General features: G+C 31.8%; 28 protein-coding genes. 18 read left to right on the top strand and 10 right to left on the bottom strand.

What is annotated here, in order from left to right; genetic code table 11:
• Nucleotides 1-12 precede the first annotated feature (12 nt).
• The 3 genes from E2558_RS09130 to E2558_RS09120 all read left to right on the top strand — a co-directional run bounded on the left by E2558_RS09130 (nt 13) and on the right by E2558_RS09120 (nt 3,496).
• Nucleotides 13-963 carry a LacI family DNA-binding transcriptional regulator gene (locus E2558_RS09130; RefSeq protein WP_126565913.1) on the top strand — a complete coding sequence of 317 codons (951 nt, stop codon included), beginning with the start codon at nt 13-15 and terminating at the stop codon, nt 961-963.
• 82 nt (nt 964-1,045) lie between these two features.
• Nucleotides 1,046-2,533, top strand: coding sequence for a sucrose-6-phosphate hydrolase (locus E2558_RS09125; RefSeq protein WP_126565911.1), 1,488 nt, complete (start codon nt 1,046-1,048; stop codon nt 2,531-2,533).
• The gene (locus tag E2558_RS09120; RefSeq protein WP_126565910.1) at nt 2,534-3,496 is read left to right on the top strand and encodes a carbohydrate kinase family protein; all 963 of its coding nucleotides are present in this window, start codon (nt 2,534-2,536) and stop codon (nt 3,494-3,496) included.
• A 54-nt stretch (nt 3,497-3,550) separates the two neighbouring features.
• On the opposite strand, the gene agrA is transcribed toward E2558_RS09120, so the two are convergent.
• From agrA to E2558_RS09090, 6 genes are all read right to left on the bottom strand, one after another.
• A complete protein-coding gene (gene agrA, locus E2558_RS09115) occupies nt 3,551-4,267 on the bottom strand; it encodes a quorum-sensing response regulator AgrA (protein WP_126565909.1) in 717 nt (238 codons plus the stop codon).
• A gap of 12 nt (nt 4,268-4,279) precedes the next feature.
• Complete coding sequence (agrC, locus tag E2558_RS09110) at nt 4,280-5,569, bottom strand: quorum-sensing sensor histidine kinase AgrC (protein WP_126565908.1); 1,290 nt, start codon at nt 5,567-5,569, stop codon at nt 4,280-4,282.
• A 53-nt stretch (nt 5,570-5,622) separates the two neighbouring features.
• Nucleotides 5,623-5,763, bottom strand: coding sequence for a cyclic lactone autoinducer peptide AgrD (agrD, locus tag E2558_RS09105; RefSeq protein WP_126565907.1), 141 nt, complete (start codon nt 5,761-5,763; stop codon nt 5,623-5,625).
• A complete protein-coding gene (locus tag E2558_RS09100) occupies nt 5,760-6,332 on the bottom strand; it encodes an accessory gene regulator AgrB (protein ID WP_126565906.1) in 573 nt (190 codons plus the stop codon). Before E2558_RS09100 ends, agrD begins: the two co-directional genes overlap by 4 nt.
• Before the next feature lie 739 nt (nt 6,333-7,071).
• A complete protein-coding gene (locus E2558_RS09095; protein ID WP_126565905.1) occupies nt 7,072-7,857 on the bottom strand; it encodes a carbon-nitrogen family hydrolase in 786 nt (261 codons plus the stop codon).
• Between the two features lie 109 nt (nt 7,858-7,966).
• Nucleotides 7,967-8,590 (bottom strand): nitroreductase family protein, encoded by a 624-nt coding sequence (locus E2558_RS09090; protein WP_126565904.1) that lies wholly within the window; start codon nt 8,588-8,590, stop codon nt 7,967-7,969.
• 186 nt (nt 8,591-8,776) lie between these two features.
• Between E2558_RS09090 and E2558_RS09085 the strand changes: the two genes are divergently transcribed.
• The gene (locus E2558_RS09085) at nt 8,777-10,630 is read left to right on the top strand and encodes an SdrH family protein (RefSeq protein ID WP_126565903.1); all 1,854 of its coding nucleotides are present in this window, start codon (nt 8,777-8,779) and stop codon (nt 10,628-10,630) included.
• 78 nt (nt 10,631-10,708) lie between these two features.
• Here the strand turns inward: E2558_RS09085 and mroQ are convergent, their stop codons facing one another.
• On the bottom strand, nt 10,709-11,449 hold the full coding sequence (gene mroQ, locus E2558_RS09080; RefSeq protein ID WP_126565902.1) for an intramembrane glutamic endopeptidase MroQ: 741 nt from the start codon (nt 11,447-11,449) through the stop codon (nt 10,709-10,711).
• Nucleotides 11,450-11,625: 176 nt separating this feature from the next.
• On the opposite strand from mroQ, the gene groES reads away from it, so the two are divergent.
• Nucleotides 11,626-11,913: a co-chaperone GroES gene (groES, locus tag E2558_RS09075; RefSeq protein WP_126565901.1), complete on the top strand. Its 288-nt coding sequence runs from the start codon at nt 11,626-11,628 to the stop codon at nt 11,911-11,913.
• Nucleotides 11,914-11,962: 49 nt separating this feature from the next.
• Nucleotides 11,963-13,579, top strand: coding sequence for a chaperonin GroEL (groL, locus tag E2558_RS09070; protein WP_126565900.1), 1,617 nt, complete (start codon nt 11,963-11,965; stop codon nt 13,577-13,579).
• A 604-nt stretch (nt 13,580-14,183) separates the two neighbouring features.
• Here groL and E2558_RS09065 read toward each other — a convergent pair.
• Nucleotides 14,184-15,470 (bottom strand): aminotransferase class I/II-fold pyridoxal phosphate-dependent enzyme, encoded by a 1,287-nt coding sequence (locus E2558_RS09065; protein ID WP_126565899.1) that lies wholly within the window; start codon nt 15,468-15,470, stop codon nt 14,184-14,186.
• 195 nt (nt 15,471-15,665) lie between these two features.
• On the opposite strand from E2558_RS09065, the gene E2558_RS09060 reads away from it, so the two are divergent.
• The 7 genes from E2558_RS09060 to pmtD all read left to right on the top strand — a co-directional run bounded on the left by E2558_RS09060 (nt 15,666) and on the right by pmtD (nt 19,914).
• Nucleotides 15,666-15,761, top strand: a complete 96-nt coding sequence (locus tag E2558_RS09060) for a Trp-rich small protein (protein ID WP_103299085.1) — start codon at nt 15,666-15,668, stop codon at nt 15,759-15,761.
• Between the two features lie 178 nt (nt 15,762-15,939).
• Entirely contained in the window at nt 15,940-16,116 is a 177-nt protein-coding gene (locus E2558_RS09055; protein WP_126565898.1) for an SE1626 family protein, read from the top strand.
• A gap of 244 nt (nt 16,117-16,360) precedes the next feature.
• Entirely contained in the window at nt 16,361-16,741 is a 381-nt protein-coding gene (gene pmtR, locus E2558_RS09050; RefSeq protein WP_103328231.1) for a PSM export ABC transporter transcriptional regulator PmtR, read from the top strand.
• Nucleotides 16,738-17,637, top strand: a complete 900-nt coding sequence (gene pmtA / locus E2558_RS09045; protein ID WP_126565897.1) for a phenol-soluble modulin export ABC transporter ATP-binding protein PmtA — start codon at nt 16,738-16,740, stop codon at nt 17,635-17,637. Before pmtR ends, pmtA begins: the two co-directional genes overlap by 4 nt.
• The gene (pmtB, locus tag E2558_RS09040; RefSeq protein ID WP_126565896.1) at nt 17,634-18,335 is read left to right on the top strand and encodes a phenol-soluble modulin export ABC transporter permease subunit PmtB; all 702 of its coding nucleotides are present in this window, start codon (nt 17,634-17,636) and stop codon (nt 18,333-18,335) included. The genes pmtA and pmtB overlap by 4 nt, the downstream gene beginning before the upstream one ends.
• Complete coding sequence (pmtC, locus tag E2558_RS09035) at nt 18,313-19,185, top strand: phenol-soluble modulin export ABC transporter ATP-binding protein PmtC (protein ID WP_126565895.1); 873 nt, start codon at nt 18,313-18,315, stop codon at nt 19,183-19,185. Before pmtB ends, pmtC begins: the two co-directional genes overlap by 23 nt.
• Nucleotides 19,186-19,914 (top strand): phenol-soluble modulin export ABC transporter permease subunit PmtD, encoded by a 729-nt coding sequence (gene pmtD, locus E2558_RS09030; RefSeq protein ID WP_126565894.1) that lies wholly within the window; start codon nt 19,186-19,188, stop codon nt 19,912-19,914.
• Nucleotides 19,915-19,958: 44 nt separating this feature from the next.
• Here pmtD and E2558_RS09025 read toward each other — a convergent pair whose 3' ends face one another.
• A complete protein-coding gene (locus tag E2558_RS09025) occupies nt 19,959-20,519 on the bottom strand; it encodes a thioredoxin family protein (protein WP_126565893.1) in 561 nt (186 codons plus the stop codon).
• A 193-nt stretch (nt 20,520-20,712) separates the two neighbouring features.
• On the opposite strand from E2558_RS09025, the gene E2558_RS09020 reads away from it, so the two are divergent.
• From E2558_RS09020 to E2558_RS09010, 3 genes are read left to right on the top strand one after another with little or no spacing between them, the layout of a single operon-like run.
• Entirely contained in the window at nt 20,713-21,198 is a 486-nt protein-coding gene (locus E2558_RS09020) for a hypothetical protein (RefSeq protein WP_126565892.1), read from the top strand.
• Nucleotides 21,199-21,254: 56 nt separating this feature from the next.
• A complete protein-coding gene (locus E2558_RS09015) occupies nt 21,255-21,812 on the top strand; it encodes an HAAS signaling domain-containing protein (protein WP_126565891.1) in 558 nt (185 codons plus the stop codon).
• Nucleotides 21,809-22,651, top strand: a complete 843-nt coding sequence (locus tag E2558_RS09010; RefSeq protein WP_126565890.1) for a DUF4097 family beta strand repeat-containing protein — start codon at nt 21,809-21,811, stop codon at nt 22,649-22,651. The genes E2558_RS09015 and E2558_RS09010 overlap by 4 nt, the downstream gene beginning before the upstream one ends.
• Nucleotides 22,652-22,701: 50 nt before the next feature.
• On the opposite strand, the gene E2558_RS09005 is transcribed toward E2558_RS09010, so the two are convergent.
• Nucleotides 22,702-23,742: a C45 family autoproteolytic acyltransferase/hydrolase gene (locus E2558_RS09005; RefSeq protein ID WP_126565889.1), complete on the bottom strand. Its 1,041-nt coding sequence runs from the start codon at nt 23,740-23,742 to the stop codon at nt 22,702-22,704.
• Nucleotides 23,743-24,079: 337 nt separating this feature from the next.
• On the opposite strand from E2558_RS09005, the gene E2558_RS09000 reads away from it, so the two are divergent.
• The gene (locus tag E2558_RS09000) at nt 24,080-24,253 is read left to right on the top strand and encodes a hypothetical protein (protein WP_126565888.1); all 174 of its coding nucleotides are present in this window, start codon (nt 24,080-24,082) and stop codon (nt 24,251-24,253) included.
• Between the two features lie 169 nt (nt 24,254-24,422).
• Nucleotides 24,423-25,460 (top strand): 6-phosphogluconolactonase, encoded by a 1,038-nt coding sequence (gene pglS / locus E2558_RS08995; RefSeq protein ID WP_126565887.1) that lies wholly within the window; start codon nt 24,423-24,425, stop codon nt 25,458-25,460.
• The last annotated feature ends 146 nt before the right edge of the window (nt 25,461-25,606 follow it).

The raw sequence follows: 25,606 nt of genomic DNA, 5'->3' as shown, positions 1-25,606 counted from the left end.
GTGATTAAATTAATGAAAAATATATCAGATATCGCAAAATTAGCGGGAGTCTCTAAAAGCACAGTCTCCCGCTTTTTAAATAATGGGTCTGTAAGTGCAAAAACAAAAGATAAATTGAGTCGTATTATTGCAGAACATGATTATCAACCTAATCAATTCGCTCAAAGTTTACGTGCGAAACATACAAATATTATTGGAGCAATCATTCCACGCATGAACTCTCATGCAGTAGATGAAACCGTTAAAGGCATTGTAAGTGTGTGTCAGCAGCACCAGTATCAATTACTGTTAAATTATACAGGATTAGATATTAATGCTGAGATTGCAGCACTTGAAACCTTTTCAAGAAGCAAGGTGGATGGCATTATACTCATGGCTACAACGTTAACTGCTCAACATCTTGAAGTAATACAAAAAATCGATGTGCCTATTATTCTTGTGGGACAATCGCATAAGCACATGCATAGTATCGTTCACGATGATTATCAAGCAGGATACTTAGTGGGTGAAATGATTGGTCAACAGCAACTTCAAAATCTTTGTTTCTTTGGTGTTACGGAAGATGATATTGCTGTGGGGATAGAACGTAAACAGGGCTTAATTGAGGCGCTTAAGCAATATCATATTCATCCTCAAATATTTGAGACTTCATTTAAGTATGAAGAAGCGAAACGTGATGTTGCAGAAATGCTTCAAACTATGCCTAGGATGGATGCACTTATTGGTGCGACTGATTCGATTGCTTTAGCGATACATAATTATTGTGTCCAAACCGATTATGCTAAACAAATGCCATCTATCTATGGATTTGGTGGTGATCCGATGACGCAATTGGTATCCCCAGAGATTATCACAGTTAAATTTAATTATTTTGAAGCGGGAACACAGGCTATGAGACAGTTACATGATTTAATTTTTTCGGAAAAGGAAGCATCAAAAACGCTCATTTCTGTCGAATTATAAAATAAATATTTAAATGTGGGACCGATACCAATAGAAATGATAAAATGAAATAAACAATAATCTCTATCATTGGAGGGATAACATGGCTGAATGGTCAAGAGAAGAACGTTATCGTCGTTTAGAGGACGTTGAATCAACACAATTAGAAGACTTAAAACATCAAGTCGCATCATCTAAATACCGTCAAACATTTCATATTCAACCTGAGACAGGACTGCTTAACGATCCAAACGGTTTAATCTATTTGGATGGCAAGTATTATATTTCTCATCAGTGGTTTCCTTTAGGTGCTGTTCATGGTTTGAAATACTGGTTTAATTATACTAGTAATGACCTAGTAACTTTCGAGCCTCAAGGCCCAGTACTTAAGCCTGATACGGTATATGATAGTCATGGTGTTTATAGTGGGAGTGCCTTTGAACATGAGGGGCAGTTATATTATATGTATACTGGTAATCATCGCGATGAGCATTGGGAGCGCTATGCTAGTCAAATGATAGCCAAAGTAGATAAGGATGGTACAGTTCACAAATTTGAAAAGCCTGTCATTGCACACCAACCTGAGGGCTATACAAGTCATTTTAGAGACCCTAAAGTATTTGAACATGATGGTGAGTTCTATGCTATCATTGGCGTCCAAAATAACAATGAATTAGGTCGGTTTTTACTATATAGAACAGTAGAACGTCAACTGGAGCATTGGGAATTTGTAGGTGAGCTTCACACTAGTTTGGAAGATTTCGGCTACATGTGGGAATGCCCTGATTACTTCAAATTAGATGGGGAAGATGTCATTTTATTTAGTCCTCAAGGTCTAGATGCCAAAGGAGATAAATTTAGAAATATTTATCAGTCCGGTTATATGATTGGCGAATTAGATTTCGATTCTCTAAGTTTTGAACATAATGAATTTATTGAATTAGATAATGGATTTGATTTTTATGCGCCACAAACATTTGTTGATGAACATGGCAAACGCATATTAATTGGATGGATGGGTTTGCCAGAAATTAATTATCCAACTGATTCAGAAGGATGGGCACATTGTTTAACGATTCCTCGTGAATTATCTGTTGAAGAGGGTAAGTTGAGACAACGTCCTCATCAAGCGCTTAAGAAGTTACGTACGAACAAAGAAACTGCATTAGGTTATGCTGATAAATTTTCCCGTATGTTACATCCTTATGAAGGCACGCATTATGAATTAAATATTGAAATTTTGGAAAATGAAGCATCAGAAATCTATTTTGAATTACGTACTTCCAAAAAATGTTCAACTCTGATTACATACAATACGAGAGAACAAAAAATCACATTAGATCGTTCAGAAAGTGGTTTATTACCGGATAATGTAACAGATATGACGCGTAGCACTATTTTAGATACGCCACTTACAAATTTACAAATTTTTGTAGACACATCGAGTGTAGAAATATTCTGTAACGATGGCGAACGTGTACTTACATCGCGAATTTTTCCAGATGAAGCAACAACAGGAATTAAAACATCTACTATGTCAGGACAAGTATATTTACAATTTACGAAATATGAACTTAAAGGTGAGAGATAAATGAGAAAATTATATGCACTAGGCGAAGCATTAATAGATTTTATTCCTAATGTCACTAACTCTGAATTGAAAGACGTCACTCAATTTAGTCGTCAAGTAGCGGGCGCACCCGCGAATGTTGCGAGTGTGACTCAAAAACTAGGCGCTAATGCTGAAATGGTAACACAACTTGGTCACGATGCATTTGGCGATATTATTGTAGAAACGTTAGACCAACTTGGTGTAGGTACACAGTATATTAGAAGAACTAACGAGGCGAATACGGCACTAGCATTTGTAAGTCTAAAAGAAGACGGGCAACGTGATTTTTCATTTTATCGTAAGCCCTCAGCAGATATGTTATATCAACCATCTTACTTAGACGAAATTACAATTTCAGAACATGATATTTTACATTTTTGTTCAGTCGATTTAGTAGAAAGTGAGATGAAAGCGTCTCACAAAGTAATGATTGATAAATTCGAAGCTGCCAATGGTATCGTTGTTTTTGATCCAAACGTAAGATTACCATTATGGGATAGTGCAGAGGCATGTAAAGCGGCGATTCAAGAATTTATTCCTAAAGCACACGTTATTAAAGTCTCTGATGAAGAAATCGAGTTCATTACTGGTAAAGCAGATGAATCAGAAGCGATTCAATCATTATTTACAGGTAATGTTGAAGCAGTCATTTATACACAAGGTCCTAAAGGAGCTACCATTTTCTTGAAAAATGGGGAAACTATTCATCACGACGGTTATAAAGTGAAAGCAATTGATACAACTGGTGCAGGAGATGCCTTTATAGGAGCGGTAATTAGTAGAATGTTAAATAGTTCAACAACTGATATTACGGCACTATTTGAACAGGAAGGTCACGACATACTTAAATTCAGTAACTTAGTAGCAGCTAAAGTGACGACTCAATATGGTGCGATTGAAAGTATCCCTACACTAGAAGAAGTGACGAAAGATCTTAAGTAGATAATATATAAGCACCAACTATGACAAATGTCATCAGTTGGTGCTTTTGTATGTCTATATTTTTTTTACATTACGAACGGAAGCGTAACAATGTTCACCATTTTTAAAGTTAACGATACGTTCTTTTGAATCGATTGATTCGATGTTGTGGCGATTGACGACAAAACTGTTATGACATCTAAAGAAGCGGTCATCTAACTGAGCAAGTTCTTTAAGATTGCCATAAAATTCAATTTGACGGTTATCTAGATGTGCAATTAAGCGATGTGACTTCGTTGATGATTCAAAGAACATCACATCATCATATTGTACATAAATAGAATTGCTACCACGTTTTAATTCGATGGTTTCAACATTACTTTCTTTTGAAAGTAACTTTAAGCGTGTATGCGCAGTTTCTAAACAATCGATAATTCTTGTTTTTAACTGACTAGGGTCATCTTTAAAAATAAAATCCATCGCAGATACTTTATAAACAAATGTTAAATAAGTTAATTCGCTATGACTTGTCACAAAAATGATATTGCCAATCGGGTCATATTTACGGATTTCACTACCTAATTTAATACCGTTCATATCGGCTTCTAATTGAATATCTAAGAAATAGCAACCTACATCATTCATTTCTTTCGATTGCTCTATAACCTCATAAGGATCATCTGTAGCTAACGCAATTTCCATTGGTTTTTCCTCAATCATTATATAATTGTTAATAATTGAAACCATATTTTCACGTTGTTTTTCATCATCTTCACAAATGAATATTTTCATCATTACACATCCTTATGACATATTATTTATAATTTCTACTTTTTGAATGAAGTAGCCATTTTCAATGGTTGTATCAAGTAACACATTTTCAGTAGAATCCGTAATTTCTTTTAATGTTGATAAACCTAAACCTCGATTCTCTCCCTTAGTTGAAAAGCGTTCTTGGAACAATTCATGAATACGAGGCATATCTTCTTTACATTTATTCATCACAATAAACATAACCGAACTTTCAGTGTTTATGAAAGCAATTCGAATTAAAGCATCCTCTAAATCCTCAGAAGCTTCAATGGCATTATCAATAATAATTCCAATAATTCGGCTTAAATCAATCGTATTCAATTCAATATGTTCTACTAATTCAGGCACTTCAATACTAATAGGAATATTCTTCTCTTGAGCTTGAAGAATTTTAGTAGTTACTAAACCTTTAATAGCACGAACCTTTAAGTTCTCTGTGCCATTAATTTTAATCGATTTCATTTGAAGATTATCCTTCATTGGCACAATATTTTCATTAAAGTATTGTCGTAAACCAGTCATATCATCTTCACGAATATACTCAGACATCGTCGTTAAAATATTAACGTAATCATGTCGAAACTTACGCATCTCATTGTTAATCGATTCAATTTGTAACGTGTATTCATAATACGTTTCAATTTCCTCCATATTACGCTTGTAGCGAAGTTCTTTGATAGTGTAATTTGATATTAACACTATTAATAATGAGAAAAAGAATATAATACCGATAAATATCAAACCATACATTTTTAAAGAAGCATCGCTTAGATTAGAAGTGTGCGAATAAATATATAAGATTATACATGAAAGTATGAGTACTATTGAAATTACTGTTAAATAAGTCTTATTTATTGATAAGTATGATTGCATCAACTTATTAATTAAAAACCTAACTGAATAAGCTAATATTAATGTGATAAGAAGAAATATCAATAAATATGAAAAAGAAATAATTAAAGAATTATTAGTCAAATTCTCAACTACAACAACTAGGAAAAAGCCTATAAAATTACTTAAAAACATTAAAATAGCACTACTTAAAACAGTTATAAGTGAATAAAGTTTTACTTTAGTATATAAAAAAATTCCGCAACCGATTAGTAAATATAATATTGATATACTTCCAAAAAAGTAAAATAAAAAACTCGAAGGGATCATAACCAATAAAATAATGGAATAATCCCTTAAAGTAAATTTAATATTTAAAATTATTTTAGCTGTCAAAAATAAAAGAAATCCCTGAAAAAATGCTAAGGGTACATTAGTTAATATATCCATTTCATTTCACACTTTCTAAAAAGAAATAAACTAACACACTTCAAAAGATAAATTTAGTCATTTATTTTAGTTAATTCTTCAGGAACTTCAGGTTCATCAAAATATGAAGCACATGGTGTATATGTTGCAATAGTACCGATTGTTTCTAAAATGATTGTGAAGAGTTTAATAACTAAACTAGTAATCAATGTCATAATTTTTTGTCCTCCTTAGGAAAAAAGAATGGTAATAGGGTAAGACTTTCAAGTGTTACACCTAATAAAATAAGTTGCTTATATGGCTCAGAAACTATTAACGAAATAATTATCAATAGTATTGTAAGAAAGATTGATAATAATTTTTTTCGTTTTATTAGATGAGATGGTATAGGTTGTTTCTTAGTTGCAGCTGGAGCATAATAAATAATCAGTAAAAGTGCAATTAAGGCACACGTATACATTATACCCAAATTTATTGAAAAATAGACAACGAGCCAAGGTAAACCAACAAATAAAATTAAATTTTGAACATGACACAGCAATGATGATTTAGCATGTGCACCATGTGCATAATGTCTAATTAAAAAATAACTAACGTGTGTAATTAAAGTGTATAGAAATGTATGGAATATGATTGCAGCACCATATGTCACAATTGTCTTTGCTAGATTACTTACTACAACTTGTAACCCTAATCGTACTTTTAAAAACTGTATATGATCAAGGTTATTCTTTCGTTGTAAGTATGAAGCAAAGCGCTCAATTTGTTTGTCAATTGCTTTCAATATTGTGCCACTCTCCTTAAATCAATTATACAATTTTGTGCAACCAGTCTGTAATTCATTGCTTAACTGTTCAAAATTAATACTTAACTGTTGTATTTAAAATACATGTAATATTTTAACATATAAAAAGATACAGTTTAGTATAAAAAATTGCAAGTTAAGAAGTTTTCGAAAAAATGTGTGGAGTATGTGTTTTAATATAGTCATATCACATAGATGTGATAACAACTTAATAATCTTAGTCTTTAAATTTAATAGTTATTGTTTTATTGGCAGTAAAGGATGATGATTTTGTTTGTAGTTGCGAAATCATTTATCTTGCCCCAAGTTGGAAGGAGTGTTTGTGTAGCTGTAGTGAAGCTTCATAATTGATAATGGCAGAATCTACATTGTCAATTTAGTAAATTCTCTTAGTAGAAGTAATTTAACTTTGTTTTCTTCGTGTAGTTAATTTATTCATTAGTAAGCCATCCCAACTTATTAATGAATATTTATTAAAAAGTGACTGAAGTGTTAGACTCAGTCGAGAATGATTAACTTAGCTATTAAATGTAATAGAAGGTAATGATTCTCAACGATAAAAGCTATCGTAACATCATTTGTATAAAATGATAATTTTTCATAATTAATAACATCCCCAAAAAGATTGAAAAATAACTGTAAAAAACATTCCCTTAATAAAACATAAGCCGTGAGTCTCTCCCAAGCTCACGGCTTTTTATGTTGTTATAACACAAAATTATTTATATAGTTCTAATCTTAAATTTTCAAAGACTGGAATATTCTTACGTTGTTGTTCTACTTCATCTAAATCAATATCTATTTCAATACTTTCTTCTTCTTGACCAAGTTCTGCTAGTATTTCTCCATTAGGATTAATTACTATTGAGTGACCGGCATAGTCTGTGTTTCCATCATTACCCGTACCATTGCAGGCAATAATAAACATATCATTTTCAATAGCGCGTGCTTGTAATAAAGCTCTCCAATGATTTAAACGTGGAGTAGGCCATTGTGCTACATAAAAGCCAATTTGTGCGCCTTCACGTGCTGGGTATCTAAGCAGTTCAGGAAAGCGTAAATCATAACAAATGATTTGAGTTGCGATAACACCTGAAGAAAGTGTGAATGGTTCAGGAACTGTTTTTCCGCTTTCTAAGAATTCTGGTTCATTTAACATAGGTACTAGATGAACTTTGTCGTATTTATTAATTCTTTGACCTTCTTTTGAAACTGTGAAAGCTGTGTTATATACTTTGCCATTTCGACTATTTGATACTGACCCAGCTACAATATCTACATTATAGGTTTTAGCAAGTGTTTGAATAAAAGGGAAACTTCTAGCTAATTCTTTATCCGCTTTATTTGATAATTCATCTAAAGCATATCCATTATTCCACATTTCAGGTAAGACAACGACTTCGGTATCTTCGTTTAATTCTTTCTCGAACCATTGTTTTATTTTCTGTTCATTTTTCTCAGCATTTCCGTATTCAACATAAAATTGAAATAATTGAATTTTCATTATATCGCTCCTCATCCCTGTGATAATTTTTAATGTACTAAAATAATTAAGGAAAATCAAAAAAGAGCAAGTTAGAATAATATTGTCTAACTTGCTCCCAAAATGGTAATTATTTTTTAACGATAAAACGTTGATCAGTTGGTTGTATTTCTTTATCAGCTGCTTCTTCACGAATATCGCCAAATGGCATTTGAGCAACTAATTTCCATGAAGCTGGGATATCAAATTCTTGTGTAGTAATTTGATCAACTAATGGATTATAGTGTTGTAATGATGCGCCGATACCTTTTGAACTTAATGCAGTCCAAATTGCGAATTGATGCATGGCATTAGTTTGTACTGACCAGTTTGCAAAGTTATCAGCGTAACTTGGCATTTTTTCTTGTAATGCTTTAACTACATCTTCATCTTCGAAATAAAGAATTGTGCCGTAAGAATGTTTGAAACCTTCAATTCTTTGATTTGTAGGTTCAAAGTCACGGTCTGGACCCATAGTATCTTTTAATACAGTTTTTGTATTATCCCAGAATTTTCTGTGATTATCGTTTAATAATAATACAATACGAGTTGATTGAGAGTTAAATGCTGAGGGCATATATTTGATAATATGTTCAATTAATTCTTCTAATTCTTCGTCGCTAATAGAAATTGACGTTTCTGTTTTATAAATTGTACGTCGGTTTTCGATTTCTTTTAAAAATGGCTTTGTATTTTCTTTATCAAATAAACCCATATCCATGTCTCCTTTGTTTTAAGTAATACAAGTTTAGTATAAATATTATACTTCAATAAGTAAAATAAATATAACAAAAAAATTTCAAAAGTATTAATATTCTTTATCATTCTACTTATTTCCATGCATAAGACAATCATATTCCTTATACTAGAAGTGATAAGAGAAAGAAGGAGGTGACGATTGGTGAAAAAGAAATTAGCCCATGTAACTATACTTCTAACTTTAGGGACGTCGTTAGTTGGCCCGCACGTTCATGCAGAGGAAACATCTAATGAAACAGTAGAAACCGAGAATACACAAGAAGATGTAAACACTTCACAATCAGATGCAGATTCTAAAAATGGAAATGCTTCAAATAATGATAATAGTGGTAGTCATTCGGAACCGCCTTTTCAAGAAAAAGAAACTGATGAAGCTAAAAATCATGATGAATTAAATCATACAGAAAGTGAAGAAGTTCCAGTCGAAGAGAAGTCGGATGAAGTGGATTCAAAAGAAGAGTCATCATCTCATTCGGAATCGTCTGAGGAGCCCCCTAAATCTGAAGATGATTCAAATCAGTCATCATCAGAAGAAAATGATGATCAATCTAATGAAGATGAAACGGCGAATACTAATGAACATTCAGAGGCCGATGATGGTAATAATGATGTAAACAATGGGAATAATCAAGATAATCAAAGTGAGGATTCAAAAGAGGATATTCCAGATACCGATGAGGATGGTAGCGATGAGAAACCTCATGATGATGACGGTGATAATGGAAGCACTGAAAAACCTCACGATGAAGATAATGATAGCGAAAGTTCTGAAGATAATTCTAGTAAAGATGATAATGAGGATAAAGATGATTCCTCTCACTCTTCATCAGAACATGATCAAACGGACGATTCTAATGAGGATTCTAATAATGAAGATCAAAGCGAAGCGCCCTCACATCAAGATGAAGACTCACAGGACTCACCATCAAATCACAACGAGAATTCACATGTAACACCGTCAAATCAAGATGACGATTCGCAAGAAAACCAACATCAATCGAAACCTTCTAATAATAATGATAAAGGTCAATCGGATTCTTCAGACTCATCTCGCGAAACGAATGGTCAACATAAAGGGGACTATGGCAATAGTCATAAACATGATTCAAACTGGAATAATAATCAGGCATATTCGGGACAGTCTACTCAAAATGCGTCTCATCAATCGTCTAGTAATAGTAATGATTCACAATCAAAACCGCATCAATCGTCTAATAGAAATGAGGGCTATAACTATCAAGACAATGATAAGCGCAAAGGAGAACCTAATCATCAAAATGTCTCTGATGCGATGATTCACCAGATATATCCTAATAAGAATACTAAGCATAGTTCTCAAACAGATGATCACTATACTTCATCTAGTCAGTCGAATATGCATCGTCAATGGCATTACGGCGAGTCTACGATTAATGACCGCCACTATAATGAGCATCATTTCGATGAGCAATATGTAAACGATGATAATAATTATACTAGTCGAAATAATAAGTGGACATCATTGTTACACAGATTCGATACCCTTGCGACAGGTTCATATAAATATAATCCATTTATTATTAATCGTGTTAATCGCTTAGGTGAAAATGAGGGGACCGTCACGGATCAAGATTTTTATAGGCTCTTTCGAAAACAAACATTTAACAATGAATATTTAAATAACTTGCAACGAAAATCAAATTATTTTAGATTTGAATATTTTAATCCTCTTAATGCCAAAGATTATTATAAAAATCTAGATGAACAAGTATTAGCATTAATTACAGGTGAAATTGGTTCAATGCCTGATTTGAAAAAACCAAGTGATAAACATTCAAATGAAGATGAAGCGGATATTCATAGTCATAAAAAGATAATTGAATCTAATGACGATGAAAAAAGTGAAACAAAAGAGAAATATAATTTTGATAAAATAAATATTACTTTAATTAGTAGTATCATTGTTATTTTTTTAGGCGTAATAGGTCGCTATTTATTTAAGCTTCTAAAAAATTAAATAATACAAATTAACGCATCTAATCACTCGTCTTTTAATTAAATAAAGATTTGAGTATTAGATGCGTTTTAAATTAGATTAAAATAAAAACTGTAAAATAAAATTAGTTTGATGTTGTATGTCTTTAACTGCATCACTAAAGAAGAATTGCATGAATACAACAAAGCCATTTTGCATCATATGAATAATGATTGGTACAGCAATACGCTTAGTGAATACATAAGCTAATGAAAAAATCATACCCATACCAAAGTATATTAATAAAAATTTAATGTCATTATGTGCAATTGCAAATAATAATGAACTTATAATAGATGCTATTAGAAAGGCAACGATACGGTTACCTTTAATTTTACTATATAGTTCTCCAAATATAACTTTACGGAATACGTATTCTTCGAGGATAGGTCCGACAATAGAAATCAATACGATAAACACAGGAAGTTGTTTAGCAATCGCCATTATTCTCTCTGTGTTAGGGCTTTGTTGTGGTTTGCCGAAGATCCACATATTGATGATGCCAGCAATAACTTGATAAATCATTACGATACAGAATCCTAATAGCGCCCAAGGAATAATATAGCGTTTATATTCTTTATGACCTTGTTCTATCGTGTTAGGATTTTTAATGATTGAATTTAACCATATAATTAGCACGGCTGCTATGATAAATAGAATGACTTGTGTATATACGCCTGCTCTGGCTAAAGCCATTCCAGATAGATGACTAAACATTGGCGTCTTTTCCAAGAAAAATGGTAAAAACTGTGCCAATGCATAAATCAGTAGTGTTAAAAATGCCACCCAAATTCTTGCCATGTTAAACCTCCATATAATTATCAGTAATTACTATTCTATCGTAAATATAAGGGATGTACAAAAATTAGAAAAATCATATTACTTGAAAAATTGACCAACTTTGATTATTATAAAAATTAGATTAGCACTCAGCTTATTTAAGTGCTAAAAAGAGACCTATTAAGGGAGGAACAATCATGCTTAAACCATTAGGAAGTCGTGTGATTATCGAAAGAAAAGAACAAGAACAAACAACTAAAAGTGGAATTGTGTTAACAGATAGCGCAAAAGAAAAGTCAAATGAAGGCGTAGTAATCGCTGTAGGCTCAGGCCGTGTCCTTGACAATGGTGAAAAGATTGCTCCAGAGGTTAAAGAAGGCGACACAGTTGTATTCCAAGAATACACTGGCACAGAAGTTAAACGTGGAGACGAAACATATTTAATTTTAAATGAAGAAGATTTACTAGCAATCATTGAAAAATAAAAATCAATAATATTAATGATAAAAATTAAAATTTTACGGAGGTCAAATAATGGCTAAAGATCTTAAATTCTCAGAAGACGCACGTCAAGCAATGTTACGTGGTGTAGATAAATTAGCAAACGCAGTTAAAGTAACTATTGGTCCAAAAGGCCGTAACGTTGTATTAGATAAAGAATATGTAGCACCTTTAATTACAAATGATGGTGTGACAATCGCTAAAGAAATTGAATTAGAAGATCCTTATGAAAATATGGGTGCTAAATTAGTACAAGAAGTAGCGAATAAAACAAATGAAATTGCTGGTGACGGTACGACTACAGCAACTGTTCTAGCACAAGCGATGATTCAAGAAGGACTTAAAAACGTGACAAGCGGCGCTAACCCTGTAGGTTTACGTGAAGGTATTGATAAAGCAGTTAGAGTAGCTGTTGAAGCGTTACATGATATTTCTCAAAAAGTTGAAAATAAAAATGAAATTGCGCAAGTAGGTGCTATTTCAGCAGCTGATGAAGAAATTGGTAAATACATTTCTGAAGCAATGGATAAAGTAGGTAACGATGGTGTTATCACTATTGAAGAATCAAATGGTTTAGACACTGAATTAGAAGTAGTAGAAGGTATGCAATTTGATAGAGGTTATCAATCTCCATACATGGTAACTGATTCAGATAAAATGATTGCTGAATTAGAAAGACCATATATCTTAGTGACTGATAAAAAGATCTCATCATTCCAAGACATTTTACCTTTATTAGAACAAGTAGTTCAATCAAGTCGCCCAATTTTAATCGTTGCTGATGAAGTAGAAGGCGATGCGTTAACTAATATCGTATTAAACCGTATGCGTGGTACATTTACTGCAGTGGCAGTTAAAGCACCTGGTTTCGGTGATCGTCGTAAAGCAATGTTAGAAGACTTAGCCATTTTAACTGGTGCTACAGTTATTACTGACGACTTAGGTTTAGAATTAAAAGATGCTTCTATCGATATGTTAGGTAGTGCAAATAAAGTTGAAGTGACTAAAGATAACACAACTGTTGTTGATGGTGACGGTGATGATAACAGCATCGATGCACGTGTCAGCCAAATTAAAGCACAAATTGAAGAAACTGATTCAGACTTTGATAGAGAGAAATTACAAGAACGCTTAGCTAAATTAGCTGGTGGTGTTGCTGTCATTAAAGTAGGCGCAGCTTCTGAAACTGAATTAAAAGAGCGTAAATTACGCATTGAAGATGCATTAAACTCTACACGTGCCGCTGTAGAAGAAGGTATCGTAGCAGGTGGTGGTACTGCTTTAGTAAACATTTATAATAAAGTAGAAGAAATTGAAGCTGAAGGCGATGTTGCTACAGGTGTCAACATTGTGCTTAAAGCTTTATCAGCGCCAGTTCGTCAAATCGCTGAAAATGCTGGACTTGAAGGTTCAGTAATTGTGGAAAGACTTAAAAATGCTGATGCTGGTGTTGGTTTCAACGCTGCTACAAACGAATGGGTAAATATGCTTGAAGAAGGTATCGTAGACCCTACTAAAGTAACACGTTCAGCATTACAACATGCGGCAAGTGTAGCTGCTATGTTCTTAACAACTGAAGCGGTTGTTGCGACAATCCCAGAACCTGAGAAAAATGATCCAGGTATGGGCGGCATGCCAGGCATGATGTAAAATCATCATTATCAACTTGTATATTTATTGATTAAATCGAAGGTTTGTTTTCTATTTAAAAATAGGAAACAGACCTTTTTTATTTTCATATTAAAAGTTGAAGCAATAATAAGTTAATGAGATTCAATTAGGGGTAAATATAAAGTAAAGCCAATGGAGGTCTTTATTATGGAGTTAATAGGGAAAATGATAAGTTTCATTATGGAAACAATTTCTAATTGGTTAGGTAGTAGTGATTTATTCAGAGATATAAAAAATAGTAAAAGTAAAAATAACAAATTGTAAAATAATTAAAAAACGCTTTTCTAGAGATAATTCTTTAGAAAAGCGTTTTTATGTATTTACTAATACTACATTTTAAAGCAATTCTATCAACCAGACCCCCATTAAAATGAATACCACCAGAGAACCAATAAACCAGTACAAATTTTTAGTCACATGGCCTGGGGTAGTAAACGCATATAAATATAGATGATAAATTGCAGATATAAATGATATTACTAGTAAAAGTGAGAAAATAAAAATCATACTATCACTCCTATATATTTGTATGAGTAGAACAGTAAAAAAGAGGAACTAAACTAGCTTAGTTCCTCTTAATATATTATTTTAAATCGTCAATTGCTTGTGCAATTGAATCGAAGACATGTGGAATATCTTCTTTTTCAACGCAACTAAAAGCAATACGAATATCTGTATCATTTAGTGCAATAATACCGATTGAATATTTATCGATTAAATGTTTACGTAATTCTTCTGGGTTGACGTCTTTCACTTTAACTGCCATGAAATATCCAGAATTGAAGTCATATGGTGTCCAGTGATCTTTATATTTATCATCATAAACGACTTCTTTAGTCACTTCATAACGTGCTTGTAAAGTATCAATATTTTCTTGAATCTCTTTATCAAATTGCTCATGATGTTCAAGTACATATTGAATCGCGCTTTGAGAAGGCATTGGCCCACTTGAAATATTACTTCTAATTAAACCTTTCACTTTAGCCTCAATCACTTCTTTAGCAGTGTCATTATTTAAACCGAATGTAATAAATCCTACACGTAAGCCCCATGCAAAGAATTCTTTAGTAGCACCATCTAAACGGATAGGTAAAATGTTTTTAGAATCTAATTGCGTAATTGCTGTGAAAACAGATTGTGTATAAACATCTTCATAGAATAATCCATAGTAAGCATCATCAACAACGGCAATGACTTTTGTACCTTTATTAGCTAATTGTTCAATAGCTGAAACAATAGTTTTTACTTCTTCTTTAGTAGGCGTATAACCAGTAGGGTTGTTCGGATAGTTTAAAATTAATAACACTTTATCTTGATTACAATTTTCTAATGTAGAAACTAATGAGTTTGTTGTATAGTGACCGTCTTGATCAAAGATTGAATAAGTCTCAATATTAGCGCCATGTTTTGTATCAAAAATTAATTTATAGTTACCCCAGTTGTGTGTCGGTAATAATAAAGTGTCACCACTATCTACAAATAGATCAGCTACTAATGACAATCCATGAGTTAACGCATTAGTTACGATAGGACGACTAATAGATTCTTCAGTTAAATCAGGATTTTCTTTTAACATTTTTTGTTGCCATAAGTCTCTTAAGCTTTCGATACCTTGTGGTGGAGCATATGGAAAGACTTCGTCTGGAGATAAATGGTTATAGACGTCATATAAAGCTTGGGCATACATTTTGCCATCTTTATTTGTAGCCATACCAATAGTTGCATTATACTTTGTTGATTTCGCTTCTGCTGATTGAGACAGAATACCTTTAGGATAGTACATTGCTTGGCCTAAATTTGAAAGCATACTTAAAATTTCAGGACGTTCATCTACGAGTTGATCATTTAAATTTTGTGCTAAAGGGTTCATAGTTATAACCTCGCTTTAATTTTATCATTCATTCTTATATTAACTTGATTTTAAATAAAGATAAAGCCTAGTTATAGGAAGAGGACTGGAATTTTTAGTTATTTCTTCGAAAGGGAACATTTGTTCGCTTTTTATGTTAAAATGATGACAGGTCATCATAAGATATGACACTTTTCATTGTGGAGGTGTAGTGTAATGTCGTGGTTATTAGAAGGTATGATGACTCTAATTACAGGAGGCATACTAGTTATTTTTCGAGTTTGGTTGGAATCAAAGTGGAAGAATAAATAGATGACCTTACACAGAAACCCCTAACTTGCCGGTACAAGTTAGGGGTTGTGTAATGTAATACGTGGATACAATATAATTTTAACATATGATAAATAAATTTCAATTTACAATCTCTATGAAGGTTTACATATAAAACATTGAATTTGTTATAATTATGTTAATGAGGTGACACAAAATGATGAAACACTTAACCAAAATATTTGTTGGTTTAGCCATCGTCTTATTTGTTGTTGGCTATTATTTACAAGCTACAGGACATGAAAGTCAAGGTGTTAAACTATTATTAGCAGCTATTATGTTTATGATATGTGCTTTTATTAATCGAAGTAATGATAGACGTAAAGATCGTAAATGAATTGATTTTTCAAATTTATAATAATCAATCTAGTTAATTCTAAGTAGAAGTAAGATGATGAGATCCGTTCAATCGAAAAGGATTTCTGTCTTGCTTCTTTTTTAATGTATTAAGTGTATCTATACAATATATACACTTAAACCTTAAATATTCCTTAGTTTTCAAGGAAATCAGTAAAAACACTTTACAAATCTGTATATACTGTATATATTATGTATATACAGTTATTAAAGGGGGGACAGCGATGAAGATAATTTTAAAAAACACCAGTGAACAACCCATTTATGAACAAATTAAGCAACAAATTAAAGAGAATATTTTAAAAGGTTATGTTGAAGCGGGTAGTCATTTACCTTCTATGAGAGAATTAGCTAAAGATTTACAAGTGAGTTTAATTACTACTAAACGTGCTTACGAAGATTTAGAAAAAGAAGGCTTTGTCACGACGATTAGAGGTAAAGGAACATTTGTAAAAGAACAAGATAGTTCAATCTTAAAGGAGAAACAATTCTTTGTGATTGAGAATCTAGCCCGTTCAATGATTAAAGAAGCCAAAACCATTGGAATGCCTCTAAAAGAGTTAAAGGAAATATTAACTTTAATTTATGAGGAGGAAGAAGAATGAATGCAATCGAACTTAGAAATGTAAATTATAGTAATAAGTCTTTTGCGCTTAGAGATATTTCATTCGATGTTCCTCAAGGCTTTGTTACAGGTTTCATTGGCGGTAACGGCGCAGGGAAAACAACAGTCATTCGATTAATTATGGATTTATTAGAAGCAAATAGTGGTGAGATCAAAGTTCTCGATAAAAAGATGATGCATGAACCACAATGGATTAAAAATAAAATAGGTTTTGTTTATTCTGAAATTTATTTTAATCAACAGTGGTCAGTCAAAAAGTTAGAAAGTTTTATTTCTCCATTTTATACAGACTGGGATACAGAAGTGTTTCACGATTATTTAGCAAGATTTAACTTGCCATATAAAGGTAAGATTAAACACTTTTCAACTGGGATGAAGATGAAACTCTCACTTGCTATCGCATTAAGTCATCACGCCGAGTTATTCATATTCGATGAGCCAACAGCGGGTTTAGATCCTATCGTTCGCAATGAAGTGCTTGAAATTTTACAGCAAGAATTAATTGATGAGAATAAAACGGTGTTTATCTCAACGCACATCATTTCAGATTTAGAAAAAATTGCAGATTATCTTGTTTATTTAAAAGATGGTCAAGTAAAAATTCAAGGCTATCGTAATGAGTTGCAAGAGCATTATTTCATTGTAAGAGGCGATACTGAAGATTTAGATGAGGAATTGAATCAATTATTTCTATATAAGGAAGAAAAGTCTACGGGTTATCTAGGGTTTACCCAACAAGCACATGTATTTAAAGAATTGTTTGGTAACAAAGTAGATATTAAACAGCCTTCCATAGAAGAGTTGATGATTTACTTAGAAAAATCTGATCGCATGCATTTACATCAAGAACAACATCAAAGTGAGTTGATACAATGAAACAGCTATTAATTAGAAATCTCAAATTACGTAGTTGGACAATTGCTTTATACATTCTATTGCTTGTGATTAATCCTATTTATGCCATCATAATGGCTAATACAACATGGAGCTTTATGATATACATTCCTGTTGCTATAGTCCTAATGTTAGTCAGTATCTTAGATTCAGGACATTTATTTAGAATTCATAGAAGATTAGGTGGGAAATCATCTTATCTATTTTATGAAAGCTTACCAGTTTCTAAAAAAGATATGTTAAATGCAAACTATATTACATGTATTGTCTTAACATTATTTGGGGCACTTATTATAGGATTATATAATTTTCAAGCTACGAATATTGATATTAATGATTTACGCTATTCAACCGCTATTTCATTTATATATGTCAATTTCTTCAGTATTCCAATTGCTTTTCAGAAAAATACTGAACGAAAACGTGAACATATATCATATGCAGTTTACATTATTTCAATGATGTTAGTGATACCGTTTACGATTGCATTGGTGTTTACAGCATCAAATACATTTTTATTAAATAATGCATTAAATATACAGCTATATGCGAAATTTATTAATTATGGCTTACTACTATTAAGTGTGATATGGATGATAATTAATTACATTATCCAATGGAGACATATTAATCGTCGTATTAAAAAGGAGGGCTTTTATGAAGCTAGAGAATATCACTAAAACGTATGGTTCTAACAACGTTTTAGATAATATTGACTTTGATTTTGGAGATAGCCAAATTGTTGGTTTAATAGGTAAAAATGGTGTTGGTAAAACAACATTAATGAAAGTAATGAACGGTAATATAATTAATTTTAAAGGAAAAGTAGGTCTAAAAGACGACGAAAACGTTGGCTACTTAATCGAACATCCTAAACTTTATGATAATAAAAGTGGATTATATAATCTAAAGTTATTCGCACAAGTTTTAGGTAAAGGTTTCGATAAGGAGTATTCAGATAAGATTATCGATGCGTTCGGTATGAGACCTTACATTAAGAAAAAAGTTAAAAAATATTCAATGGGTATGAAACAAAAGCTAGCCATTGCAGTATCACTAATGAATAAACCTAAATACTTAATTCTTGATGAACCTACAAATGGTATGGACCCTGATGGTTCAATCGATGTTTTAGAAACTATTCAAGCATTAGTGAATGATTTAGGTATGAAGATTTTAATTTCAAGTCACAAATTGGAAGATATTGAATTGATTTGTGATAGAGCAGTCTTCTTAAGAGATGGCCATTTCGTACAAGACGTAAATATGAAAGATGGCGGTCCACAAGATCATACATCAGTTAAAGTGAGTCCCGATGATTTCAATACGGCGCTTGAATACTTAACTACGCACTTCAATGTTTTACAATCTCATAAAGAGAGTGGCGAAATTAATATTAAAGCGCAACAAGATTATCAAGCATTAATTAAAGCACTTGCTGAGAAGAATATTTATCCTAAGTTTATTGAAACACGCAAAAGTTCGCTTCGAGATACGTACTTTAATATTAATCAGAGAGGTGACAAATAAATGAGAAGTTTACAATTAGTAAAATATGATATTATTAGTATCTTTAAAAGCTATTTAACATATATTGCTTTATTACTTATTTGGGTAGTATTAGGGTTAATTACAATATTAATGGCTCGTAATAACGATAAAGTAGATTACACAATGATTTTACCAATGGCCAATTGGATGTTCTTATTCTTTGGTTTATTAGTAGTCATCAAAACAATTACACGTGACTATTCTCAAGGCACAATACAGCTTTACATGAATAAAGTAAAAAATAGAATTGGTTATGTCGTTGCGAAAACAATTTCTATCATTATTATTTCATTCATTTTCACTTTAATTACGTATTTAACAATGTTAATTATCGAAGCAGCTACAGATGGTAAAAATTTAGATGGAGATAAATTCTTAACAAATATTTGGTTCTATCTTATCTTCTTACTATTCTTTGGTTTATTACTATTCTTAGTAACATTAATCGTACAAAAACCAGCAGTCATCTTTACTTTAGGTATCTTCTTGGTATTTATTGTACCTTTCGTTCAACCATTCATTGGTTTAATTCCAGAGTGGGGCGATAACATCCAGAAATCACTTAAATATATCCCATTCAGCTATTTAACAGAGAAATCAAATTCTGATAAAATTAAGTTTTCAAATTGGCAATGGTTCATTTCAATTGCATCAATTGTTGTTTTATTCATTGCTAATGTGGTTTACGCTGCAAAGCGAGATATTTAAGCTAGTGAAAAAGTCTGGGCAATCACCCAGACTTTTTTTAATATCTATAATGACAGCTTAGTAACAATTGAATCATACACTTGATTCCACAATTCAGTGTCATTGATATATTTTGACACAATCTCTTGATGTACTTCTTTTTCTTTCTCTTCGTAAGTTGGATCGTCTTTCGCAGGTAATTTCTCTGCTCTTAAATTAGTGACGAACTCTTGAGCTTCACGCGCTCTTGGTCCCCAAACGTTAACTTGTTCAAAGTTATCATTTAAGAAGATAAAGATAGGAATTGAACGAGCTGTACCATTAGTTAAATAACGATCAATCAAATCAGTGTCTTCATCTCTGTGAAATACGCGCACTTCAAGATTTAAATATTCACTAATACGCGTTAATATAGGAAGATTCATCATTGCATCACCGCACCAGTCTTCTGTAATCACTAAGACCTTTGAGAATGAAGCATTTTTTAAGCTCTCGATTTTACTGTCATTGGAAGGAATACTAAATGCATCGTATATTGCTAAGACATTATTTTTATTTGTTGTCATGTCTGCAATATAATCTTCAAGTGGTTGGCTTTTTTTGTAATACGTTTCTAAATTAGACATAAGTAAAACCTCCTAAAATAAATTTACATTATTATATCAAGTTTTTTGAAAAATTGATATTTTTAATACTTTTGATAAAAATATAATAATTTTAAAATTAAAAAAATTTATCCTTATAATTCTTGGGATATCTTTGTAGGAAAATGAATTATTATGATATATTTAATTTAATACTATTAGAGTGGTGATTATTTTGCGCATTCAGAATAGATGGGTTGTATCAGTTATCTTTGCTATTTTAGCGTTTGCGGTAGTCGTTGGTCTTACCATTTATAAAAATGAGAAGACAGTGGATTTAACAGATGTGAAGATAAATAATATACAACTCAATCAACAATTCGATAAATCTAATTATACTGTGAATCATCATATTAAATTAGACAGATATGAATTTTATAATGATAAAAATCATAAAAATGTGACAGTTAAAGTTAAAAAGAAACATAATAAAGTTAAAGGTATTGTCGTAGTGAATGATACAAAAGTTGATACAAACTTTGGTGTTCATATAGGCGATCATGTAGACGAGGCCATTAACTATTTAGGCGATAATTATCGTAAAGATAAAGTTGGTAAAGGGTATGACGCGATTATTTATGTAGATAAGGAAAATCATATGAAATTATCTATACTTTATAAAGATGATATTGTGAAACGTATTGAATTCTTTAGTCGCTAACTTTTGCATAATATTAATAAAAAGATAAACAAATTAAGAAAGTATGTGAAAGAGAAATGGATAAAATTACTTTTTTAACTGAATTAGAAATGGAACTGAAAGAATTACCAACAAAAGAAAAAGATAAATTGATGGATGACTATGAAAACCATTTTTTTAAGCAAGAAACGCAAGGTAAATCAGAAAAGGAAATCATATCTCATTTAAGAGAACCACATGCAATTGGCAAAGAATTAAAAGCTAAAGAAGCAATCACACATGCGAAAGTTACGCCAAATTTACGTAACATTATTAGAGCAATCATGGCGTCCTTAAGTTTGGGCGTCATTTCATTTGTTTTTGTTGTAATCCCAATCATTATCTTTCTAGGAATTTTATTTTTAGTATTCCTATTTTCAATCTTTCTAATATTTCTTCCATTAATATTAATTATTTCAAGTATTTTAAAAGGTATTCAAGATTCTTTTAGTAACTTCCTTTTTAGTGTTTCTTATTGTGGCATAGGAATCTTACTTTTCGCGATAACAATGATTATCACACGAAATCTATATAAACTCGTATTAAAGTATTTATCATGGTATATTCAAACGATTAAAGGAAGAGTTAAACAATGAAGAAGACGATAATTACAGGTCTAGTTATTTTTATAGGTTTTTTCATAGCTGGAACACTAGTATGGTTCGTCCATGATAAGGGCGTGTATAAGAAGTTAAAATATAATAAAGAATTGACTAGTAAGAATCTAAATTCGCTTAATATTGATAGCAATTCTTCTGACATAGTTATCAAAAAAGGTAAACAATTTAGAGTGAAATATTATGGCGATAATGATATTAAAGTTTTCCCTGAAAAAAATGGAATCAACATTAAAGAACGTCGTGCAAAAAATAGAGGCTATAGTTTTAATGTTAATCCTTTTAATTCAAGTAAATCTATCATTTATATTACTATTCCTGAAAAAGGGTTGAATAAACTCGAGATTGATGCCGAAATGGGTAACGTAAGACTTGATGACCTAAAAATAAATGAGGGTTCCATACATAAAGGTGGTGAAAATGTTTATATTAATCAGTCAGAACTAAAAAACTTTAATATAGAGGGCGACTCTAGTGATATATTTATTGAAAATAGTCTGACTAGTAATATCAAATCAAAAACGCATCTTGGTAACGTTATAGTAAGTAATTCGAAAGTTAAAGATTCTGTATTTATCTGTGATCGTGGGGCGCCTAAATTTACAGATATGGATAGTGAATCAGATTTGAAAGCATCAAGTAGACATAGATCTATCACTATGAGTTATAAAGATAAACCTAAAAATACACTTTTAAAATTACATCCTGGAACAGGAGAAATTAAAGTGAAAAATAAAGCTTTCCAAGATGGAAAAGTTGGAAAAAGTAAGAACATTGTTGAAATTTATACTGTAAAAAAAGATATTATTATAAAATAATAGTGTACATAAAAGTGTCGACGAACTATTCAAAAGTTCGTCGACATTTTTTAATAATTAGCGAATGTTAAGTCTGTATCAATTTGGCCAGTAAATTGTTGAATCTCTAATTCATTACCATCAAGCCATGATTGAAAATCAATTGAGGCTGGTGCTTGATTTTCACCTAACGTCATCCAAGCCGTTAAACTTTGCGGTTCGTACATAGAAGTATGTATCGTACCTGACCAACTTCTAAATAATTTACTATAAATTTCATATTGAGGATCATTGAAAAGTTTAAAAGTAGTAAATTTATCCAAGTCCTGTGATACTTGATTAACAGTGCGTTCTAAACGTTCGCGTGATTCTGTCGTATAATTACGATTCTCATGTGTTAACAATTCAAAATGGTTGGTACACACTTTATTGTATCTAACATCGAATGAACGAGGTGTGACTTCTACAATAGCGTGATTTAAAGATTTATCCATTAAAATGTAGCTGAAAGAACTTCTATGAGGCAACTCTTTTAAAAACTGAATCGCTTCTTCAACATCTTTACAATGTTCTAAGACTAAGCGACCAATCATATAACAGACAAATCCATTAGCAGGTTTTTTACGATGCATAAAGTTATACCCCATACAAAGACCAGCTTCATTCATGCCATCCATACGACCTGTAACACGAGACGTAGGTCCAATTTGCGCTAATCCTCCATCATTAGGTTGATATAATAAATATCTGCCATCGTAGGTAGCAGGATGGTAATCATAATTGCGGACCATGTAATCTGGACCTTGGAATACAGTACAGCCACTTTCTTTTAAATCAGTGAAACGGTAATGAGCAAAGTTTAAAATCATTTGTTTCGTTGGCAGATTAAGTACTTCTTGCATCCCCATTAATTCTTCCCAAATTTGCGGTGCATACGTTTGAAAAACTGAGTAAGTTTCATTTACATCTATATCAAAACGAGGCATACGTTTTTTCCATTCGCGTTCACGATTTTCTAGTAAAGGCGTTTGTTTAAGCCATTGAGCTGTTTTAACGCCTAAATCAAAATGTGACCCTCGAAACGTCATGATATCTGATTTCACTTGTTGCATGAGAAGGCCTCCTGAAAATTAAAAATATTGTAAAATAGCATTAATTGAAAACTAATATAATTATTACTATACTGAACATGATAGCAAGAAAAATTAAAAATACAAGGAGGGGTAGTATGTTTTCAGAAGCATATAGACGAGTGGCTGATTCAGTAAAATCTTGGTGGTTATCTTAGATTAAAATGAAAGTTAAATATTATGAAGTTTTCAAATTTTTGAAATTCATTTTTTAGTGATTATTATAAGACGAAAAAAGGTATCTATTTAACCATCACAGTAAGTGTGATAAAATATAATATTGTAAACGCACTTATTTTTATTTCAGAGGTGAAACTTAATGTGGGATTTAATTAAAGGTTTATTCAAATTCTTATTAAGCTTTGTAGTCATCACTACATTAGTAATTGGTGTAGGTGTAGCTGCATTTGCTTACATCTTCAAAAAAGACTTTGAAGATATCGAAAGAAAAACAAAAGAAATCGTTTCAGATATCGAAAGCAGTAATGCTTAATTAATCGATTTAACTAATCCAGTAATTTCTTATGAAGTTGCTGGATTTTTTATTTAAATAACCGATTTTTTGAAATATGATGTATAAATAACAACTTAGAGTAGGAATAATTGGCATGTATATCTTACTTTTAATAAAATGAAATTAATAAATGATTGGAGGTTTGTTTATGGCAACGAGAGGTTATATTGGATCTTATACTAAAAAAGAAGGTAAGGGTATTTATCGCTTCGAATTAAATGAAGATAATGGCCAAATTGATTCAGTCGAAACTGGATACGAAATTAAAGCGTCCACATATTTAGCACAAACTGAAAACTTCTTATATGCAATTACAAAAGAAGGCGAACAATGTGGCGTAGCAGCTTTTAAAAAAGATGACGAAGGTAATTTAACATTAATTAATAAATGTTTAGAGTCTACTCAAGGTACAGGATGTTATATTTCGGTTTCAACTAATGGCAATTACTTATTTGAAGCGGTTTATGGCGCTGGACTAGCACGCATTTATCAATTAAATAAAGAAACTGGCGAAGTAGTTAAATTAATTGAAGAATTAGCTCATGACTATCCAACAGGTAGCCATGAACGTCAAGAACAGCCACATGTTCATTTTATAAACGAAACGCCTGACAATAAATTTGTAGTAACGGCAGATTTAGGCACAGATAGATTAGTTACTTATGAATTTGGTGAAAATGGTTTTAAAGAGCATGCTGTTTCTCAATTTAAAGATCAAGATGGTCCGAGACATATTGCTTTTCATAAAAATGGAGAATACGCTTATGTTGTACATGAATTATCCAATTATGTAAGTGTGGTGCGTTATAATGAAGGGAAATTTGAAGAAATAGAACGTCATTTAACTGTTCCTGAGGACCTTGAAGAAGATACTAAATTAGCAGCAGTCAGATTATCTCACGACCAACAAAGTTTATATGTAAGCAATAGAGGTCATGATAGCATTGCAGTATTTACTATTACTGAAGATGGCGCAGCGCTAAATCCGGTAGAAATTGTAAAAACTGGAGGAGAGTTCCCAAGAGATTTCAATATTACAGAATCAGATGAATATCTTGTGTGTGCTCATCAAGAAGGTAACTATGCCGTTACTGTATTTAGTCGCGACACTAATACTGGTAAGCTTACACCTAAAGATAATCAACATACAGCTCCTGAAGGCGTATATGTAGGATTTTTAGAATAATAATATTAAAGAGGCTGAGACAAATTAAAATGTCTCAGCCTTTGCTAATATATTGGCAGTAGCTGACTGGCTTAAAAATGTGCTTATTTTAAGCTTTTTTCAAGCCAAGTCATCCTTGCCGGGGAGCGGGGCCCCAGCACAGAGAA

This window comes from Staphylococcus pragensis (genome assembly GCF_004785665.1).
Classification (GTDB): domain Bacteria; phylum Bacillota; class Bacilli; order Staphylococcales; family Staphylococcaceae; genus Staphylococcus; species Staphylococcus pragensis.
Note: the sequence above shows the minus strand (reverse complement) of the source record. Positions and strands in the feature narration are given on the sequence as shown.

Excerpts from the sequence above, each read along its gene's own strand:
- E2558_RS09130 (WP_126565913.1), top strand. The coding sequence starts at position 13 with ATGAAAAATATATCAGATATCGCAAAATTAGCGGGAGTCTCTAAAAGC.
- E2558_RS09125 (WP_126565911.1), top strand. The coding sequence starts at position 1,046 with ATGGCTGAATGGTCAAGAGAAGAACGTTATCGTCGTTTAGAGGACGTT.
- E2558_RS09120 (WP_126565910.1), top strand. The coding sequence starts at position 2,534 with ATGAGAAAATTATATGCACTAGGCGAAGCATTAATAGATTTTATTCCT.
- agrA (WP_126565909.1), bottom strand. The coding sequence starts at position 4,267 with ATGAAAATATTCATTTGTGAAGATGATGAAAAACAACGTGAAAATATG.
- agrC (WP_126565908.1), bottom strand. The coding sequence starts at position 5,569 with ATGGATATATTAACTAATGTACCCTTAGCATTTTTTCAGGGATTTCTT.
- agrD (WP_126565907.1), bottom strand. The coding sequence starts at position 5,763 with ATGACATTGATTACTAGTTTAGTTATTAAACTCTTCACAATCATTTTA.
- E2558_RS09095 (WP_126565905.1), bottom strand. The coding sequence starts at position 7,857 with ATGAAAATTCAATTATTTCAATTTTATGTTGAATACGGAAATGCTGAG.
- E2558_RS09090 (WP_126565904.1), bottom strand. The coding sequence starts at position 8,590 with ATGGGTTTATTTGATAAAGAAAATACAAAGCCATTTTTAAAAGAAATC.
- mroQ (WP_126565902.1), bottom strand. The coding sequence starts at position 11,449 with ATGGCAAGAATTTGGGTGGCATTTTTAACACTACTGATTTATGCATTG.
- groES (WP_126565901.1), top strand. The coding sequence starts at position 11,626 with ATGCTTAAACCATTAGGAAGTCGTGTGATTATCGAAAGAAAAGAACAA.
- groL (WP_126565900.1), top strand. The coding sequence starts at position 11,963 with ATGGCTAAAGATCTTAAATTCTCAGAAGACGCACGTCAAGCAATGTTA.
- E2558_RS09065 (WP_126565899.1), bottom strand. The coding sequence starts at position 15,470 with ATGAACCCTTTAGCACAAAATTTAAATGATCAACTCGTAGATGAACGT.
- E2558_RS09060 (WP_103299085.1), top strand. The coding sequence starts at position 15,666 with ATGTCGTGGTTATTAGAAGGTATGATGACTCTAATTACAGGAGGCATA.
- E2558_RS09055 (WP_126565898.1), top strand. The coding sequence starts at position 15,940 with ATGAAACACTTAACCAAAATATTTGTTGGTTTAGCCATCGTCTTATTT.
- pmtR (WP_103328231.1), top strand. The coding sequence starts at position 16,361 with ATGAAGATAATTTTAAAAAACACCAGTGAACAACCCATTTATGAACAA.
- pmtA (WP_126565897.1), top strand. The coding sequence starts at position 16,738 with ATGAATGCAATCGAACTTAGAAATGTAAATTATAGTAATAAGTCTTTT.
- pmtB (WP_126565896.1), top strand. The coding sequence starts at position 17,634 with ATGAAACAGCTATTAATTAGAAATCTCAAATTACGTAGTTGGACAATT.
- pmtC (WP_126565895.1), top strand. The coding sequence starts at position 18,313 with ATGAAGCTAGAGAATATCACTAAAACGTATGGTTCTAACAACGTTTTA.
- pmtD (WP_126565894.1), top strand. The coding sequence starts at position 19,186 with ATGAGAAGTTTACAATTAGTAAAATATGATATTATTAGTATCTTTAAA.
- E2558_RS09025 (WP_126565893.1), bottom strand. The coding sequence starts at position 20,519 with ATGTCTAATTTAGAAACGTATTACAAAAAAAGCCAACCACTTGAAGAT.
- E2558_RS09015 (WP_126565891.1), top strand. The coding sequence starts at position 21,255 with ATGGATAAAATTACTTTTTTAACTGAATTAGAAATGGAACTGAAAGAA.
- E2558_RS09010 (WP_126565890.1), top strand. The coding sequence starts at position 21,809 with ATGAAGAAGACGATAATTACAGGTCTAGTTATTTTTATAGGTTTTTTC.
- E2558_RS09005 (WP_126565889.1), bottom strand. The coding sequence starts at position 23,742 with ATGCAACAAGTGAAATCAGATATCATGACGTTTCGAGGGTCACATTTT.
- E2558_RS09000 (WP_126565888.1), top strand. The coding sequence starts at position 24,080 with ATGTGGGATTTAATTAAAGGTTTATTCAAATTCTTATTAAGCTTTGTA.
- pglS (WP_126565887.1), top strand. The coding sequence starts at position 24,423 with ATGGCAACGAGAGGTTATATTGGATCTTATACTAAAAAAGAAGGTAAG.